Origin of the sequence: Phaeodactylibacter xiamenensis (genome assembly GCF_965229835.1) — a bacterium.
Lineage (GTDB): Bacteria > Bacteroidota > Bacteroidia > Chitinophagales > Saprospiraceae > Phaeodactylibacter > Phaeodactylibacter xiamenensis.
Genome location: NZ_OZ245931.1, coordinates 3524786 through 3542011, shown reverse-complemented (window position 1 = coordinate 3542011; position 17226 = coordinate 3524786). Strand labels below are relative to the sequence as shown.

Below are 17226 nucleotides of genomic sequence, written 5' to 3'. Positions count from 1 at the left end.
TCATGGATAAGCTTTGGCTCATCATAAAGCGGGAATACCTCACACGGGTGACCCGCCGCTCCTTCATCTTGGCTACCTTGCTGACCCCGCTGGCCTTTGGCTTGTTTTTCGTAGTGGCGGGCCTGATCTTTCAGTATGAGAGCGACGATTCCCGGCGCATTGCCATCATCGATGAAGGCAATATCTTCGACCGGTCTATCAAAGATGAAGAGAATTTGTACTTCAAATTTGTGGACACGGACCTGGAAACCCTCCGCCAAAATTTTGATGACTTCGACTACGATGGCATTCTTGTCGTGCCCAAGGTCAAAGATGTGATGGCTACCCGCCACACTATTTACTACTATGCCGACAAGCAGCCCTCCCTGGATATAGATGCGCTGATCCGTGACCGGGTGCGGGGACAAATGCGCGATTACAAAATTGAAGCCCTTCAGCTAGACCCTCAGCAACTGGAAGCGATTGATACCCGCATCGAGCTGGAGCCGGAGCCCATTGATGACGAAAGCGCGGATGCCAGTAAGCTCACCGGAGCTATTGCCGCCGGTATTGGAGGCATCATGGGCATCATCATGTACATCGTGGTCTTTATCTATGGCATGATGGTCATGCGCTCGGTGATGGAAGAAAAGACCAGCCGTATTGTAGAGGTCATGATTTCCAGCGTCCGCCCCTTTCAGTTGATGTTGGGCAAAATTGTAGGCGTTGGCGCGGTAGGGCTGACGCAGGTCGCCATTTGGGCTATCCTGATCCCGATTATCATACTGGTGAGCAGCCTGCTCTTTGGCATTGATTCCAGTGCGCAAATGGAAATGGCACAACAGCAGCCCGGCGCTGCCAATTTCAACCCGGAGGACACAGAAGCTATGGTCGCCCTTGCCATTGAGGAGTTTAAAAGCCTCAACTGGTGGCTCATCCTGCCGATGTTTATTTTCTTCTTCCTGGGCGGGTACTTTTTGTACTCCTCCATGTTCGCGGCAGTGGGCTCAGCTATGGGCGATGATCTGGGCGAAGGGCAATCCCTAACCATCCCGATTACCATTCCGGTGATCCTGGCGTTTTACATTATGATTGTGGCTATACAGGCCCCCAATTCGAGTTTGGCAGTATGGTCGTCTATATTCCCGCTCTTTTCGCCAATTGTGATGCCGGCCCGGCTGGCCTTTTCGCCTCCGGTCTGGGAAGTGGTGCTGTCGGTCGTCCTGTTGGCCGCCACAGCGATCTTTTTTGTCTGGTTGTCCGGGCGGATCTACCGGGTAGGTATTCTCATGTACGGTAAGAAAGTGACACTTAAGGAACTGGGCAAATGGCTCTTTTACAAGGACTAATATGAATACATTTTACACCTGGCCCAAGGCCGTACAATGGATTCTGGCGTTACTGCTTTTTGCTGCCGGCGCTTACCTTACCGGTAAAGTCATCATATATGGCACAGAGCACTGGCTCTTTTACATTCCGCTGCTCTTGCTCATTGTCCCGGCGATACAATTTGCCTTCACGCCTTTCTTCAGGCTCATCGGGCTGTACCGCTATCTGTCGCCCATGCTGTTGGTGTATGCGCCCAATGAAAAGGTTTGGGGACTGCACAACGGTACTTCTTTCGACTACCTTTTTGTGCTGCGGGGCACGCCCGCCGGTGCGCCCCTGCGCCGCCGCATCCTGACTTATTATCTGACCTTTCGCACGCGAAAGATTTGGAAAATTGATTAATAATGTTGGGGCAGTTATCTTGCAGCTCAAAGGAGCGCAAGATGAAAGACCCAAAGTTACTTGACTTGTATTCGGACTACCTGCTGGCATCGTTTCGCATGGCGACAGCCACCGGCTTGTCCGAGCTGACCGATCAGGCACTGAGCCATGACAAGATCAGCCGTTTTTTAGGGCAGGAAGCCTTCACGGCAAAGGACTATTGGCGTTGCATAAAGCCTTTGGTACGTAAAGTGGAGCACCCGGACGCGGTCATCAAGATAGATGACACGATCGAGGAGAAGCCGCACTCTACGGAGAATGAAGTGGTCACTTGGCACTGGGACCACTCCAAGAAGCCGAAAGCGGGGCACACCAAAGGGATCAACATCCTGAATTTCCTTTACCAGAGCCCACAGGGCATAGAGCTGCCTGTTGCTTTTGAGATCGTGCGCAAGTCGCAAGAATACGTGGATGCCAAAAGCGGGCAGGTAAAGAAGCGCAGCCCCCGCAGCAAGAACGAGATGCTGCGCGACCAGCTTTTTGCACTTGTCAAATACAACCGCGTGCCCTTCCGCTATGTGGTATGGGACACTTGGTTTGCTGCCAAGGAGAACTTCGAGTTCGTGCATTATGAGCTGGGCAAGCATTTCATCAGTGCCTTGAAGAGCAACCGCAAGGTCGCCCTTAGCATGGAAGACAAGCTGGAAGGCAAGTTCCACCGAGTCGACGGGCTAGAACTGCAAGCAGGCCAGGCCATTACTGTTTACCTCAAAGGGCTGGATTTCCAAGTCCAGTTGGTCAAGCAGGTCTTTATAAACCAAGACGGCTCAACTGGAGACTTGTACCTGGTCACCAACGATCTGGAGCTAAGCGGCCCAGCTATCTGCACAACCTACGGGACACGCTGGGGAGTGGAGGTATTCCACAAATCGCTCAAACAAAACGTGGGGCTGGAAAAGTCCCCCACCAAGCACGAGACATCCCAGTGCAACCATGTTTTTGCTGCCATGATTGCCTGGACTAAACTCGAACTGCTGGCTGCAAAAGAGCAGACCAACCACTTTGCCCTAAAAACCAAAATTTATGTCAATGCCCTCAGGGCGGCTTTTCAAGAGGTGCAAAGGCTCAAAGCCTATGTCCCTAAAATTGGACCGCCGGATGGGCTAGCCACCCCTCTTTTGGGGTAAGGCCTTGATTAACTTGTTCATGCGAGTGCTTTTTCAGTGCCATGCACTGAGTGGGCTTGCTGTGCCAAGCACCCTGAGTACTGCTAACTTTTTCAATTGTCATAACCTTTCGCGTGCGAAAGGTCAGTTATTATCTGGAAGGGCTGCTTCATTTGACAGACTTGGTGGAAAAAGGAGAGGTCTCAGAGGAAACCCTGATCAAAGGCAGCTCCTACTTTTTCAGCGAGCGGACCGCGAAACGGCTGGGATTTGAACTGGTGGAAATCCCTTCCTACGAAAAGTACAACCTCTACTTCAACTTTCTGGATTTACTGTGGAAGTACTCAGCCGCTTACAAAACCCTACGCTTTCCCAACCTGAAAGAGGCTAAGACGGCTCAGGTTACTGCAGGCGCTCTGCTCCGCAACCGCCCTCAACTGGAACGCCTTCACAACTACCTGAAAAATGGATAAACAAGCTCTGCGGGAACGTCAACTGGACTTGGCGCAACAAGTGCGCATTCCGCAATCTTCGCGGCAGGACTTGGCGCTAAATCCTGGTGATTGGGTTTTTACTACAGACGTGCAGTATCAAGGGGATATTGGTGCAGTAGCCGTGGATGTCTTGCGCTGGCCCAACGAGCCTGTTGGTACGGTGATCAAAACTTACGAGGTGACGGTTCCTTACGCACCGGGCTTTTTCGCTTTTCGTGAGGGACCCCTGCTGGTCAATGCCCTGGAGGATATCGCCCGGGAATTCAACCGCTACCCTAAAGTGATCATAACCGATGGGCATGGGACCAACCATCCCCGGCAGTTCGGGCTGGCCTGCTGGCTGGGCGTAACTACCGGCTACCCGGTAATTGGGCTAGCTAAGGATACGCTGCTTCCCTACACAGGCGAACTGCCGCCGGAACAGGGCGCTGTATTGCCCATTATGCTAAATGAAAAAATAGTGGGGCATGCCCTGCGCACCCGCAAAAATGTTAAGCCGGTATTCGTCAGCGCCGGGCATAAAGTGAGTCAGGGTACTGCGCTGGAAACCGTAAAGCAGCTGATGGACAAATACCGCAACATCGAGCCCATGCGCCGCGCCGATCAGGCGGCCCGGCAGGCATTCCGGGGTTAATCCTCCGCTTTTCCAGGGAATACTTCCATATCCAACCGCTGCCGCTCGGGCATATCTTCACGGCTATTTAATTTCCAGTAAGGCGATAAAATAGTATTCGTCCGCCGGGCCAGCGTGGTACGGGGTTGCCGGTCAAATGCGGAAGGATAGGTGTCTTTCCAGCCCTCAATAATGTAGGGGGATTCAGCCTGGTAAACGATGGATAGCGTTCGCTTTAGTTCGGGATATTCCAGCGTATATACCTTGAGGTTGCTGCCTTCAAAATCGGTACCGCTGTAATCGCCGTGAGTGACCTTGGCGGTATAGGCTTTAAAAGGTAAATGGCGCAGGCGGATCACCGTGGTTGCCGGAATGATCTCGATCTGCCCGGTCGGCAATCCTTCCGGATGGATCCGGATGCGGTTGAACAGCTCGTCTTCCAGCATTGCGTAGCCCACCTTCTTGTCCTGGTCCGCCTCATTTTCAAAGTAGGAATGCAGTTGCATGCGGTACTGCTCTTCTTCGTAATTGAGCTGCATGTAAGCGTGCCCGCACCAATCCTGTGCCGTGGTGGAAACCTTCAGCGTCTGGGGGTAATCCTTCACTTTAGTGGGTGTGAAGACAGAGGTCATAATGCTGTAGTCATAAATGCCGGTGGGGAATTTGCGCAGCAGGTTTGTCTTTAGTACCGGTGTGCTGTTGGGGTTGCTGTAATTATCATTTTTGACCTGCTTGTCGGTCAGGAAATCCTCCGTTACAAAAATAGCAACGGCTTCTCCCGGGTGTACATCTTGATAGCGGTTTTGCTCCAAATCATACCGGCTGATTTCAGCCTTGCCCTGATACCAGTAATCGCTCAACCCCGGGTCTTGGTCAGCAAAAGTAAAGGCAGCTGTTTGGACGGGCGTGGCGTTGGATGTAGCTCTATCCGGTGCCTCCTGACCTGTATTACATCCAAAAAGCACGAAGCTCAAACTGCAAATTATGGTAAGGAATCTCATCAGTGAAGGGTTTTTTATTGTGCAAGTGCTCGCTACGAAAGCAGAACGTTGTTATAACAACAAAAGATCTCCTATGTTTTAGTTCCTCAAATGCGAAAGGGCTAAATCTGTTGCCGAATGCCAATAATGACAAAGAGATTATCCAGGCCCAGATTCGGGTATTTGAAGCCGGCATTGGAGATGTGCCGAAAACGGGTGCGCAGATTGATGCCCCAGTCTCTGGCAGGTGGGAGATAAGAAAAGCCCAGTTCAAAATTATCAGAAAAGATAAAGCCCGGCGCCTGGCTTTCTGTATTGAGGGTGATGTAATGCGGTCCGGCTCCAATGGCCGCCCCCAAAAGCCACCGCTCCGAAAGCTGCGCCTGATACCGGAAGCCCATATTCAGGCCGGTTTCGTAAACGGCGCCCGGTTCTATGGGAGTATCAGCATAGACAAACTGCCCCTCTGCATAAACCGATACCGGACCTATGAGCCAGAGTGAGGTTTCCGCCAGTAAAGTGAAAGGTTGATAAGCATATCCTTCCCGCAGGTCTTCCTGAATGACACTGACGCCAAGGTTGAGCCCGGTGTAGTGCTGCCGGTTGGCTTGTTGGGCCATGCCCAGTGCCGGGAGAAAAAGAAGAAACATCCAAAATTGAAGTCGGGCCATGGTCCTGCTGTTTGTGCAGCAAAGGTAAGGGAGAATTCCTTATCTTGGTCATCCCTTTGGTTTTGTGTTCTGTCAGGTACAGCGATGGCTTACCTGGGATTCACGCAGAGGGCGCGAAGGATGGTTGCTATGGCGATTGAGAAGGTTCTGAGCCTTATATACTGACGATTAAGTGGTTTGCCACAGCAAACCTACTCAATGTCAGCATCTACGCTGAGAAGTGGCTTGCGCCTGTCCTGACAAGCTATGCTTCGTCAGTGGCCGATGTCGCAAATCCAAGATCCCGACATTCATCGTCGGTGACCACTTCGTATTGCGTATAACTTTGCGATCTTTGCGCTACCCTTTGCGGCTTTGCGTGCAACAACAGAAATTACTTCCTCTACATTTAATCTGCATACTCAATAGTTTTATCATCTATGCTGAATCGTTTCTTACTGCTTTCACTGTTCGCACTATCGCTCCTTTTCCACAGCTGCTCCAAAGAAGATCAGCAGGACGACATCATGCCTGCCAACCAACTGCCGGTCATCGAGGCACCATCCTCGGTTTCGGCTATTGCCGATTCCCTGTTTACGCTGCAACTGGAAATTACCGATCCCGATGGCCCTGTTCCGGTAGTAAGTTTTGAAGGCTTGCCGGACTGGCTGTCCTACGATGCGGCCACACAAGTGCTTTCCGGAACGCCCGCCCGCTCCGATCAGGGCAATGTGACCATAGACATCATTGCTGCCGATGATATAGGGCAACGCAAGCGGACGCTAAAGATTGCCGTGCTGGTCTACCTGTCCATCACCGAAAAGCTCAACAACGAAGTCACCAGTAAATTCCAGTTCACCACCAGCGGTATGCTTGGCGTGTCCGTAGCGCTGATGACCCCCGAGGATGAGCTCATCACGACCACCCGCGGAGAACACAGCCCCGGAGGCAATAACCCACTCGACCCCAACTACCGGTACCGGGTGGCCAGCGTGACCAAATCTTTCACAGCGACCCTCATCCTCCGCCTGGCAGAAGAGGGCTACTTTGAGTTAGATGATAAGCTGTTTGAATACCTGGAAATCCCCGGGCTGGACAACGGCATCGCTATTACCATTGAACACCTGCTGACGCATACTTCCGGCATGGGCGACCATCTCAATGACGGTGGCTTCTACACCGGCAGCGACTGGCAGACCCGCGTGTGGGAGCATCAGGATATCTACGACTACACGGTCGATCAGGGCTCCTTCTTCTGGCCTGGCAGCAGCTACCGCTACTCCAATACGGGCTTTTATGTGCTGGGCGCTTTGGCGGAAGCCGTCACCGGACAGTCGCTGAGCGATCTGTACAAATCCTACATCTTCAATCCACTCGGGCTGGATCAAACCTTGTACGACGACTTCAGCTCCTACGCAGAAAAAATCGACAGCCTGGCGGAAAACAGCCGTGCCTATGAGTACCACCTGACCTCAGTGGGCGCTGCCGGCGCTATCGTTTCCACCCCTTCCGATCTGGCGAAGTACGGCAATGCCGTGTACGGGGGCAACTTCCTCACCGCCGCTTCCAAAGAACTGATGATTACCGATTATGGCTTCGCCGTAGGCGGCAGTAACTACGGTCTGGGCACCCGTCTTTGGGACGACTTTGGCATCGTCCACTACGGGCACACCGGCTCTCTGATGGACTACCGGAGCATCATTATGTATGTCCCGGAAGCCGATGTCAGCATCGCCCTGTCTACCAACGACCCGCACCCCAACTGGTTTGATCTGGTGAATGGCGTGTTGGTGGTGGTGACGAATCATTACCGGTAGGTTGAAGGCCTTGGCTTTCGTCAACTCTATTTTAGTGATCCCAATTGGGAAGATTGCGGTTGAGGTCGGTATGTACCTGCTTCCTGCATATTTCCCGGCTCTTAGAGTGAATTATTCCCGCACCTTCAGATCACTGCAGCTAGATATTTAGTTGAAAAAAGCGATTGCTCCAACAGCAGCACCTATGGTCTCCAACAGAAAATTAGGAGTAGCTTGGATAAATACGAAAAGCTTACTTTTGCCAGCCATTACACTACTATGACAATCTGCTTGTTCCTCGCAACTGATCAGGGAGAACTTTGTTCTGCACCAAAATATTCGTTAGTATGAAGTCCAACGCTATACATTTTTCCCTCTTGTTAGTTTTTTTGCTGGTGGTTTCCGCTATATCGGCTCAGCCTCCATGGGGCGGCACTGGGGGCGGCAAGAAGGGGCCTACCATTAAAGGGCGTATTGCCGGGACGGTGATCGATTCGATCAGTGGGCAGCCGGTAGAATTTGCAACCCTGGTTTTAATCAAGTCAGCCGATGGGAAGCAACAGGATGGCGGGATTACGGAATCGGATGGCTCCTTCAAGATCATTGAGGTGGAGAATGGGAAATATGATTTGAATATTAGCTTTTTGGGCTACGAACCTAAGGTACTGGAAGGTCTGGAAACCACCCTGGAAAAGCCCGACCTGGACTTGGGCACTATTTATATCCTGCCAACGGGTGTAAACCTGGAAGAGGTTACGGTGACGGGGCAGGCGGCCCTTGTGGAAAACCGAATTGACAAACTGGTTTACAACGCGGAAAAAGATGCGAGTACCGTGGGGGGCGACGCCGCAGATGTACTTCGTAATGTCCCTTTGTTGTCAGTAGATCTGGACGGGAACGTAAGCCTGCGGGGCTCCTCCAATATTCAAATCCTGATCAATGGCCGCCCTTCCACCTTGTTTGGTTCCAACCCGGCGGATGCCCTGAAAACGATCCCTGCTAACCAGATTAAAACGGTGGAAGTAATAACGACGCCTACCGCTAAGTATGACGGAGAAGGGAGTTCGGGAATCATCAATATCATCACCAAAAAAAGAAACGCTGAAGGCTTTACCGGCTCTGTAAACACCTCCATCGGAACCCGCCAAAATAACGGTGGGGTCAATCTGAATTGGGTGCGTGGCCGCTTTGGGCTCAACGGTGGTGCCAACAGCTTCTGGTCCTGGAGGCGCGAAGGGTCTGTAGACTTCCTGCGGGAGGAGCAGGAGGGCGAAACCATACTAAGCACCTTTAGCCAGGGTGGGCCGAATAGTAGTCAGGTACTTGGGTTTAACGGTAATTTCGGGGCCTTCTACGACTTCAATGCTTACAATAGTATCAACTCCAGTATCCGGTTCAATGGCTTTAATAATTGGCGGGACGGTACAACCAATGGCCGCATCGCCCCCAATACAGGCGATATCGTGGATTTTGTGCGCAGTAATGATAATGCAAGCGTACGAAATGGCTACGATTGGACAGTAGATTACAAGCGTACCTATCCCAAATCTGAACGGGAGTTTTCTGTAGCCTTTCAGCTAAGTACCACCAACAGCGATCAGGAAAACATCACCGATCAGGATGGCAGTGAATTGCGCTACGAGGAAGATATCCGAAATTTTAACGATGGTATCAACAGTGAGTACACTCTGCAGGCGGATTATGTACACCCCTTTCCCGGAGGGACAAAACTGGAAACGGGGCTCAAGACCGTCATTCGGCGCATCAATAGTGATTACAAGACCCTGACCAGGGAGACGAATGCCGTTATGTTTACCCCCATTCCTTTCCTCACTGATAATTTCCTGTACGATCAGGATGTGTACGCCGGTTATGTTTCCTTGAACTGGAAATTGAGCAAGTCTATCGGACTGATCACCGGCGCGCGTTATGAGCATACCACCATTCGTGGCGCATACCGGGAGTTAGAGCAGGAGCCATTTACGCAGCAATACAGTAATATTTTGCCCAGCATTATTCTGAACAAGCAGTTTAAGAACTTCAGTAATGCGAAGGCGAGCTATTCGCGCCGTATTCAGCGGCCAAGTCTGTTCTTTATCAATCCATTCACCCAAATCAGTGACCCCAATAACCTGGTTTTCGGAAATCCAACGCTCGATCCCGAAGTCGTGGACCAGTACGAGTTGAGCTACAATACCTTCGTCAAAGGGGTCGCTATTAATGCCGCGGTCTATTACCGGCAGACAACGGATATTATTGAGTCCTTCGTCCAAATCGAGCCGGCTTCAGAGGTGTCGTCTACCAGTTATCTGAACATTGGTGTAAACAACAGTGTGGGAGTTAACCTCTTTACATCGGTCAACATCAAAGAAATAGGTTCCTTCCGCCTGGGCTTTAACATCTTCACCTATAACGCCGAGTCGACGGTAGACAGCATTGATCTGAGCCGGAGCACGGTAATTTGGAACGGCAACATCGGTGCGAATATCAATTTACCGAGGGATTGGAAGTTTGATTTGTTCGGTTTTGCCCGTTCTCCACAGCAGACGCTGCAGGGAGAGAACCCGAGTTTCTGGCTTTATGGTATGGGGCTACGGAAGCAGTTTAACAAGCGCTTCAGCCTTGGTATCCGTGCTATCGAGCCGTTTAATGAGCGCAAGAGTTTCCCCTCCGAAATTCAGGGCGAAAACTTCTATCAGCGCTCCAACTTTAGCATTCCGTTCCGCTCGATTGGCTTTAGCATCAGCTACAATTTCGGCGAACTGGATTTCAGCGGTAACCGCCGCGGCCGCCGTTCCAAGATCAATAATGACGATCAGAAAGGTGGAGGGAACGATAATTTTTAGGGGCTAAGGGTTGATAACCTTCCTATGGTAGTCAAGCCATTGTGATGCTGCTCGTTGAGTAGCCATGAAAATGCAACGCCGGGCATACTGTTTTTTAACGGTATGCCCGGCGGTTGTATCTACACAATGCGCTCGCATGAAGTCGAGGCTCCCTCAGCCCTATTAAATATTCTTGCCCTCAAAGATTTGGCAAGTTTTTTGGCATTAAGGCTGCACCACCACCTTCTCCACCCGCATCCCCGTTTCCATCCGAGTCCGCAGTGTATAAAGCCCCGCCGGCAGCCCGCTCAAATCCAGCGTATGTTGCTCAGGGAAGGGGCCCTGCGCGCGGCGTACAGCCTGTCCGGTGCTGTTCCAGACTTCCAGTTGTTCCACCTGCTGCCCGGGGAATTGTACGTGGAGCTGCCCGGTGGTGGGGTTGGGGAAGAGGTGGAGGGGAGCGATTTGTACCTAATCGGGAGCGGCAGGCTGTTCGTTCTGTTAGAACGCCCGGTCATACTCAAAAAGAGCCCGTTCGTCTGATGGCGCTCAGTATGTTAATTGAAAGTGCGTATTATTGGGTTATTATTTTTCTCAAAAAAACCAATGGAAACATGAAAGCATTTAAACTTATTCTAATTTTAATTGTGGGGGGGGGTAGTCCTCAATAGTTGTACCAAAGATCCCGACCAAATTCCAGAAAGAGAACAAGACTATGACAATACCATAGACACCAGGAGTAACGCTACTTTACTGGCAGACTCTATTTGGCAAAAGCCATCCGTCTCCCGGTTGAATTTGCTGTGGGCGCAAATGATGGAAGAAGCTACCGTAGATGAGATTGGCACTTTCATCTACAACAATGGCTTGTTTGACTGGAAGCTGGCGAAAGTGGTAAAAGAGTTTGAGCCGGAGCACTACATACTTTCCGTGCCTACCCTGAAACACGATAGCCTTCAATCCATCCTTTTTGTTGCTGTGAATAACGGTGCCTACTCTTTTTTTCATATTACCAAAGATCAGCTACTGGCAGATACAGAGGTATTGTTAGAGCAGTTTGGGCCCGGTAATCTGATCATACCCATTTTTTCTTTTTTTCAGTATAGTCAGGTGTTGGGTAGCAGCAGGGCATTTGATTTCCTGTACACGCACCTGACCCACCCGGAAGTAGCAGACGAAATCCTGGAAATTATACCACGAGGCTGGTGCCTGATCGAAATTGAACTGTACACGGAGAATCAATCACAGGAGGATGTTGATGAAAATTGTTATTGTACATACGTCAATCAGCTTACGGGCCATGAAATTATGAACCCTCCTTCTGGGGTTCATCCTTCCGTATTTGACCCTACTTGGTTTAACAACTCTATCCAACAGCACAAATGGCGCATCAACTATCTGAATAATGATGGTACCGTAATCCACGGTAGCCCCGGCGAAAGTGGAACAACGGTCTATCACTTTTGGGCATGGTGCGAGGATGAAGTAGGTCAGGACCCCTGGGCGCATAGCTGGGCCACTAATCTGGAGCCAACTGGCGGAGGTGGCGGCCCTATCAATACCGGCCCCGACTGGAGCTACAACAAACCGCGCTGGAATGAAAATACCATGGAATGTATGTTTGCCTTCAATCATCCCCACTCCACTGCAATGATCAATCAACTTGAGGAGGCATTACTGACCGCGTCCTGTGGAGAAGCGGCGGAGTATAACATCAAAAGCATTATAGACAATATCGTAATGCGGCTGTGCAATGAATACTATGATAATCAGGAAGCACAGGGCGGTGAGTTTCCGCAATTCCCTACAAGTCCCCCGCATGATATCCACGAGACGCTGGAAGCCATCACATCAGGTGTGGAAGGCAGCAGTTATTATCAGATCGGGCAGCAGATTTGTGAAGTTTGTGACAATGCGCTTAACCCGGGGCAGTGTTATGAGGCGGTGAATAATTGTGGGACGGAGGGGTATGAGGCTTGTGTGGAGGAGGCGCTGTGCAGTTATTCCCTGCAGGCTTTCAGAGCTGCCTACGACCTTAGCCTGCCCTTGGATGATGCCTGTACTGATCATCCCGAAGTGGTTCAATTTTTATTGGAGCATCAGGAGACAGCGCAGTTTAGTGAGGAGGAGATTAACAGGTTTTTGGAAAACCCGGAGTTGTTTCAGGAGATATCCACGTTTCTTGGACAGCACCTTATTTCAGGAGGCTCTGAAAGTGATAAAAACCTGGCAGTAGCCATTGCAAGAGCCTATGATGATATTTATGCCGAGTTCGGCAGTACAATGCTGGACTTAGGGGATGGTCCTTCTGACCCTATACGGGATATTGTCATAGAGATGCTACTGGAAACAGTTAAAGAGTTAGTAGCTGATCTCATTCCAGGAGGAACGCTCGCCACCATTGGGCCTGAATTATTTGCTAACCTTCAAGGTGGCCAGTGGATGGATGCTATGTTTAATGCAGTTGATATTGTATTGAATGAGGCGGATGCTTTTTTTCCTGCGGCGAAAATGGGATCGTTTGCGTACGGTCTTTTTGTTAAGGGAAAGCACTTGAAGAAGGCATTTGAAGCCTTTAAAAGGGCAAAATCGCTTGGAGAAGACTTTTTGTTGAAACTATACAATGTATTTAGGAATCGATTAAATTGGACAGTAAAAAAAGTAAGAGACAAATTCCAATGGATTTCCCCAAATTTAGGAGCGAAGTTAAATGATGTAGCTTCCTCAGAGTTCTTCGATAAGTTAAAAGATGAATTCGGGGTTACTACTCCGGTTTTTTTTAATGATCAGAATGGAACTCTAACTCCTGTTTTTAAAATAGGAGAGTTATATGGTGGTTTATGCATTTTTATGGAGCTTTATCCTGATTCTAATTCGGGCTACGCTTGGACTATCGGTTTTTATACTGGCCCATGTAATGCATCAAGTTCAGGGCAATTGAATAGCAAATTCAAAATCAGATTTGATGACTAAGGAACTTATATTCAACATATAACGCCATAGTATTTAAAATCGCTGAGCGGTTCCTGTTTTCTCCTAGGAGAAAACAGGAACCGCTCAGCAGGCGAAAAAAGTTATTCGTAATGACAAGACATCAATATCACGCTAGCTTATCAGAGAAAAGCCTCAGAGGGCTTCAGGGAATGATTGGAATGGAAATCATACAATTCCAAGCCTTCTGTGGAACAAGTTATTCTTGCAATATTAGGGGGGATGCTATTCTTGACATTCATTTCAACGCAGATGTCCACATGACATTTAAAAATGGTGACAGAGAATACTTTGAATGGACAATTATCAATCAATCCTTTGGTGATACTTGGGTAGGTTTTGACATGTATGGTCTCGATATTGAACTCAAACAGCACAAAGCTTCTATAAAGGATTGGCTTGAATCAATAAAAGGGAGTCCTGAGAGTAATATGCTTCGATTTTCAACTACAGAGACGCTAAAAAATATCGACATTTATGGCGTTAATGAAAAATTTAATAGGCTTGATGAGGGTAGGTCTGTGGCGCATGTAGATGCTAACCTTGACTCGTTGATTGTTTTGAACACTACAGATAACAACAAGTTGGTAATCACAGGAAACGGGCGTAATAGTAGCAGAGATATTTTAATTACCAGATACCCCAAAAGAGAAACTTACGAATTTGAAGAATGGGTGGAGAGTAGAGAAAACCAATGGAATGAAAGAATTTTTAACTTTAAAAGGAGAATTGAGTAATATAGATGTTGAGACTCATTTGCCTAATCGGACTAACGGTTTGCTTAAGTGCTTGTTATTCAGGGAGTGGAGGTGTCCCTTTGTCAGGGTATAGCATGAAAACGGCTCAAAGCACAGTATTATGGATCATTACTCTGCTAGTCGTAATTGAAGCAGGTTGCCAATCTCCTTTGCCTTCCTCGCACTGGGTATCCAGCGATTTGGCAACCCTAACCTTTTCAGCCAATGAGGTGGTCATTACAGAAAACACAATCTCCATGGCTTTCCCCTACGCTATTAAAGGCGGTCAGCTCCAAATCATGTATGCACAGGACACTGCAATTTTCCAATTCAAACAAACCAACGACTCCCTGTTTTTGGAGCTTTTGGCTGTTAACCCGTCCAAACACCGAAACCTGTTTGAGTACCTGGGAGGGCAACAGTTTGTAAGGTTATCCAGTTGGAACGGACAAACGAATTGGGATTCTGTTTTGGTGGAACGGCACTACTGGATTAATCAAAAGAAAGCATCACTGGCGGAAAAGATAGTGCTATATCCAAACGGACATGCACAAATACAGTCCGTGTTGAAGGAGCATTTGAAGCCAGGCACGACTATTCACACCTGCAAAGTTCGCGATGAAATAAAGGAAAAACTTTCAACCGAACTGAGCCGAATCACCCCAACTACTTTCCATCTTTGGCAGGGGCCAGTCGAGGATGCATTGTTGATGAACACGGTTACACTCTACAGTTCCTCTGGGGTTGATACCTTTTCCGGCTTCGATGTGCCCTTAGCGTACCCACTGCTCCATGATTTGCTCAGCCGGATGCCGGAAATATTGTATTGTGAAAAGTAGACCCCCGTATTGAGGATCAACGCACCACCACCTTTTCCACCCATATCCCCATTTCCATCCGCGCCCGGAGAGTATAAAGCCCCGCCGGCAGCCCGCTCAAATCCAGCGTATGCTGCTCATGGAAGGGGCCCTGCGCGCGGCGTACAGCCTGTCCGGTGCTGTTCCAGACTTCCAGTTGTTCCACCTGCTGCCCGGGGAATTGTACGTGGAGCTGCCCGGTGGTGGGGTTGGGGAAGAGGTGGAGGGGAGCGATTTGTTCATTATCGGTGGAGACCGGCTGTTCTTCTGTGAAAAAAGTCCGGGTATTGGCACCGAGAAGAATATACGTCCCGTCAAACATAATACCCCAAGGGTTTTTGATGCGGAATTCTACCTGGTCTCCGGGGAGGTCTTCTTCCGGGAGCAGACTTAGAAAAATCCTGATGATTTCACCGGAGAGAGGGACCGATTCGTCCGGGCGTGCTACTGCAATATCTATTGCGCCCTCTTCAATCCGTTCCCGGTAAAACAAGGTCCGGTCGGGCTCAATCCTGATGGGGAAGAAGTCTTCATCCAGATAGAGGGTTGAAATGTTTTTCACATAGCCCGTATCAAACTCCAGCGTGAAAGCCAGCGCGGCAAGCCCGGGAATCTCCCGCAAGTCAATGTTTATTTTGTTGGCTAGTTGATTGTTTTGATTAAATACATCACTCCAGGGCGGAGCGTTCCCAAATCCCTTGATGAGGAGGTCGGGACCGGAGGGGTAGTTAGCGGCAGGTGGTATATAATCTGATAGGGCCTTGCCTAGGTTGAGCCCACAAACCCGGGCGTCTTGCAGGTCAATAGTGCCATCACCATTAGCATCAGCGTGTTTGAGGTTTTGTCCCGAAACCTGTGTCCCCGACCATGGAGCCGCAAGCTGAGGCGCCCAGAAGAAGCCGCTACGCTCCGGACCTGTGGTGCCCTGCCAGGCAGCAATAGGGAGCAAGTCGTAATGGTCTGCAATGCCGTCTTTATTGGTGTCTCCGGGCCAGACACAGTCTGTTTCGCAAATCTGTTGTTCACAGGCTGTTGCGAACCGGTCGGCATAACCTTCGTGTAATGCATCAAGCTGCCCGTACATCGCGTTGACATTTTCCAGGTGGTTCAACCCAGGCTCCCTTACGTACAACCGGGCAGTATGCACCTCCTTTGCTTCTCCTGGTGCCAGGCTTCCGAGCCAGGTACTGCCTACACCTTTGAAGTTTGAATAATCATTGTAGATGGTTTCGGATCTCATAGACCATTCAGAAAGGTTGTTGGGGTTCCCGTAGAAAGCAAAACTGGTAACAGGTGCAGTGCCCCAATAGCCATCGCCGATAGCTGTGAGAGGTGTGCCATCCCGCCATCGGGCTGTCATATAGTTGAAGCAGTGTTGTGATTTTTTAGGTCTCGATTTTTCAGAATGCTTATTGAGGTTGTGATAAGTAAAGGATGTCATCGGATGGTTCAGAAATACTGTTGCTAAAACGGGTGGATTTTCCCCAAATCCAGGATGTTCGTTTTGCCCACACTCAACAGGCTGGGTATTTTGCCAGTCGTAGGTAAAAAATGCATGATGGTCAGGAGAGGATCCAACATATTCAATTAAAGAACAGCCAATATTAAAGGAATTGAAAATTGCCAGATGCATAGAATCCAGTATCGTAGGACTACGATTAATGACTTTAAAGTCAACAAATATAGTCCGGTCTAGCGGATGCCCTCCGCAGCCAAGGGTCCAAACGGTGCGCTGTACCTCCATATTCATAGGTGGTGTATCTACAATACTGGATTGTCCCTGAGCATCGTTAAAGACCGTCCAGATGATTTGAGCAGGGATTGCATCTGTTGCCTCAACAGAGGGGTAGTCTCCCTCCATAGGCTCATACCATCCGTCTTCATCAAGATCAGCAAATGGAGCAAGCCCATTTTCATCTTCTGGCAGCTCAAAGCCCAACTGCTCAAAAAAATGAGGATTGCCCCGTGCTGGCCATTGTAAAATAGCATCAATGGGTTCGTCAATAATGCCATTATCTTCAAAGTCGGCAATGTGTGCCTGTATGTCCATGCCCCGGACACTCCATAGCCGGTCCCACTGCGCACAATAAGCAGAATCAAGTGGGCCTTCTCCTTGGGGAAGTGGCCCTGGGTGGTAGCCGTGCTGCCCGTTTTTTCTTCCAAAAGTTTGGGCTGCTACACGGAGTTGTCCATCGGGTGTTTTCCCTCCCAGCCAAAGAGCTTCGGACTCTAGTGGACTAGCCTGATTGAATAGTGCGGCATCGTAGAATTTAAAGTCCCAAAATCCATCTCCGCCACTCTTAATCATAGCCTGCATCTCATTTCCAAACAGAAGGGCCTCGGCCTCAGGCGGGGCACACTGCGCCCGCAAAAAAGCAGGCAATAATAGCCCCAATAAAAACAAACTGTAAATTCTCATCATGCAAAG

Annotated in this window: 15 protein-coding genes; 11 read left to right on the top strand and 4 right to left on the bottom strand. The window is 49.6% G+C overall.

The features are described 5' to 3' along the window. The first annotated feature begins 2 nt into the window (after positions 1-2). The 5 genes from ACO08I_RS13170 (at position 3) to ACO08I_RS13150 (ending at position 3983) form a co-directional block, all read left to right on the top strand. Positions 3-1328 (top strand): ABC transporter permease, encoded by a 1326-nt coding sequence (locus tag ACO08I_RS13170; protein WP_282774087.1) that lies wholly within the window; start codon positions 3-5, stop codon positions 1326-1328. A 1-nt stretch (position 1329) separates the two neighbouring features. Then, positions 1330-1710: a hypothetical protein gene (locus ACO08I_RS13165; RefSeq protein ID WP_421949546.1), complete on the top strand. Its 381-nt coding sequence runs from the start codon at positions 1330-1332 to the stop codon at positions 1708-1710. Between the two features lie 41 nt (positions 1711-1751). Next, positions 1752-2876, top strand: a complete 1125-nt coding sequence (locus tag ACO08I_RS13160) for an IS701 family transposase (protein WP_421946784.1) — start codon at positions 1752-1754, stop codon at positions 2874-2876. A 113-nt stretch (positions 2877-2989) separates the two neighbouring features. After that, positions 2990-3328 carry a hypothetical protein gene (locus tag ACO08I_RS13155; RefSeq protein WP_421949545.1) on the top strand — a complete coding sequence of 113 codons (339 nt, stop codon included), beginning with the start codon at positions 2990-2992 and terminating at the stop codon, positions 3326-3328. Continuing rightward, positions 3321-3983 carry an endonuclease V gene (locus ACO08I_RS13150; protein ID WP_421949544.1) on the top strand — a complete coding sequence of 221 codons (663 nt, stop codon included), beginning with the start codon at positions 3321-3323 and terminating at the stop codon, positions 3981-3983. The genes ACO08I_RS13155 and ACO08I_RS13150 overlap by 8 nt, the downstream gene beginning before the upstream one ends. On the opposite strand, the gene ACO08I_RS13145 is transcribed toward ACO08I_RS13150, so the two are convergent. Together ACO08I_RS13145 and ACO08I_RS13140 are read right to left on the bottom strand one after the other, a co-directional pair. Further along, positions 3980-4963, bottom strand: coding sequence for a hypothetical protein (locus ACO08I_RS13145; protein ID WP_421949543.1), 984 nt, complete (start codon positions 4961-4963; stop codon positions 3980-3982). The two genes, ACO08I_RS13150 and ACO08I_RS13145, sit on opposite strands and share 4 nt — an antisense overlap. A 101-nt stretch (positions 4964-5064) precedes the next feature. Continuing rightward, the gene (locus ACO08I_RS13140; protein WP_044216824.1) at positions 5065-5613 is read right to left on the bottom strand and encodes an acyloxyacyl hydrolase; all 549 of its coding nucleotides are present in this window, start codon (positions 5611-5613) and stop codon (positions 5065-5067) included. 419 nt (positions 5614-6032) lie between these two features. Here ACO08I_RS13140 and ACO08I_RS13135 point away from each other — a divergent pair, with 419 nt between their 5' ends. After that, positions 6033-7409, top strand: a complete 1377-nt coding sequence (locus ACO08I_RS13135) for a serine hydrolase (RefSeq protein WP_282774094.1) — start codon at positions 6033-6035, stop codon at positions 7407-7409. 326 nt (positions 7410-7735) lie between these two features. Continuing rightward, a complete protein-coding gene (locus ACO08I_RS13130; RefSeq protein ID WP_421949542.1) occupies positions 7736-10234 on the top strand; it encodes a TonB-dependent receptor domain-containing protein in 2499 nt (832 codons plus the stop codon). 204 nt (positions 10235-10438) lie between these two features. Here ACO08I_RS13130 and ACO08I_RS13125 read toward each other — a convergent pair whose 3' ends face one another. Then, positions 10439-10609 carry a T9SS type A sorting domain-containing protein gene (locus tag ACO08I_RS13125; RefSeq protein WP_421949541.1) on the bottom strand — a complete coding sequence of 57 codons (171 nt, stop codon included), beginning with the start codon at positions 10607-10609 and terminating at the stop codon, positions 10439-10441. On the opposite strand from ACO08I_RS13125, the gene ACO08I_RS13120 reads away from it, so the two are divergent. From ACO08I_RS13120 to ACO08I_RS13105, 4 genes are all read left to right on the top strand, one after another. Beyond that, positions 10535-10756 (top strand): hypothetical protein, encoded by a 222-nt coding sequence (locus ACO08I_RS13120; protein WP_282774098.1) that lies wholly within the window; start codon positions 10535-10537, stop codon positions 10754-10756. The genes ACO08I_RS13125 and ACO08I_RS13120 overlap by 75 nt on opposite strands. Positions 10757-11005: 249 nt before the next feature. Continuing rightward, the gene (locus ACO08I_RS13115; protein WP_282774100.1) at positions 11006-13186 is read left to right on the top strand and encodes a hypothetical protein; all 2181 of its coding nucleotides are present in this window, start codon (positions 11006-11008) and stop codon (positions 13184-13186) included. Positions 13187-13296: 110 nt separating this feature from the next. Beyond that, positions 13297-13941 carry a hypothetical protein gene (locus tag ACO08I_RS13110; RefSeq protein ID WP_282774102.1) on the top strand — a complete coding sequence of 215 codons (645 nt, stop codon included), beginning with the start codon at positions 13297-13299 and terminating at the stop codon, positions 13939-13941. A 257-nt stretch (positions 13942-14198) separates the two neighbouring features. Then, on the top strand, positions 14199-14780 hold the full coding sequence (locus ACO08I_RS13105) for a hypothetical protein (protein WP_282774104.1): 582 nt from the start codon (positions 14199-14201) through the stop codon (positions 14778-14780). 16 nt (positions 14781-14796) lie between these two features. Here ACO08I_RS13105 and ACO08I_RS13100 read toward each other — a convergent pair whose 3' ends face one another. Beyond that, positions 14797-17220 carry a T9SS type A sorting domain-containing protein gene (locus ACO08I_RS13100; RefSeq protein WP_421949540.1) on the bottom strand — a complete coding sequence of 808 codons (2424 nt, stop codon included), beginning with the start codon at positions 17218-17220 and terminating at the stop codon, positions 14797-14799. Positions 17221-17226 lie beyond the last annotated feature (6 nt).